Raw genomic sequence first — 246 nt, 5'->3', positions numbered from 1 at the left:
CGGCCGTCGATTGCGGCATGGTCGTGAACCCGACCACGATCGAGGCGCAGGTGCAGGGCGGCATCGTGTTCGGCATCACGGCGGCGCTGTATGGCGAGATCACGATCGAGCGCGGCCGCGTCACGCAGACCAATTTCACCGACTACCGGATTCTGCGCATCGACGAATCGCCCGTGATCGAGGTGCATATCGTGCCGAGCACGGAAGCGCCGGGCGGGATCGGCGAACCGGGCACGGCGGCGCACG

Annotated in this window: 1 protein-coding gene; it reads left to right on the top strand. The window is 67.5% G+C overall.

All coding sequences use genetic code 11. The annotated features are described in order from the left end of the window. A partial coding sequence (locus SB751_RS33975; RefSeq protein WP_410749493.1) for a molybdopterin cofactor-binding domain-containing protein occupies positions 1–246 on the top strand: 246 nt, incomplete at both ends.

The sequence above is a fragment of the Cupriavidus sp. SIMBA_020 genome (assembly GCF_046535395.1).
Lineage (GTDB): Bacteria > Pseudomonadota > Gammaproteobacteria > Burkholderiales > Burkholderiaceae > Cupriavidus > Cupriavidus campinensis.
Note: the sequence above shows the minus strand (reverse complement) of the source record. Positions and strands in the feature narration are given on the sequence as shown.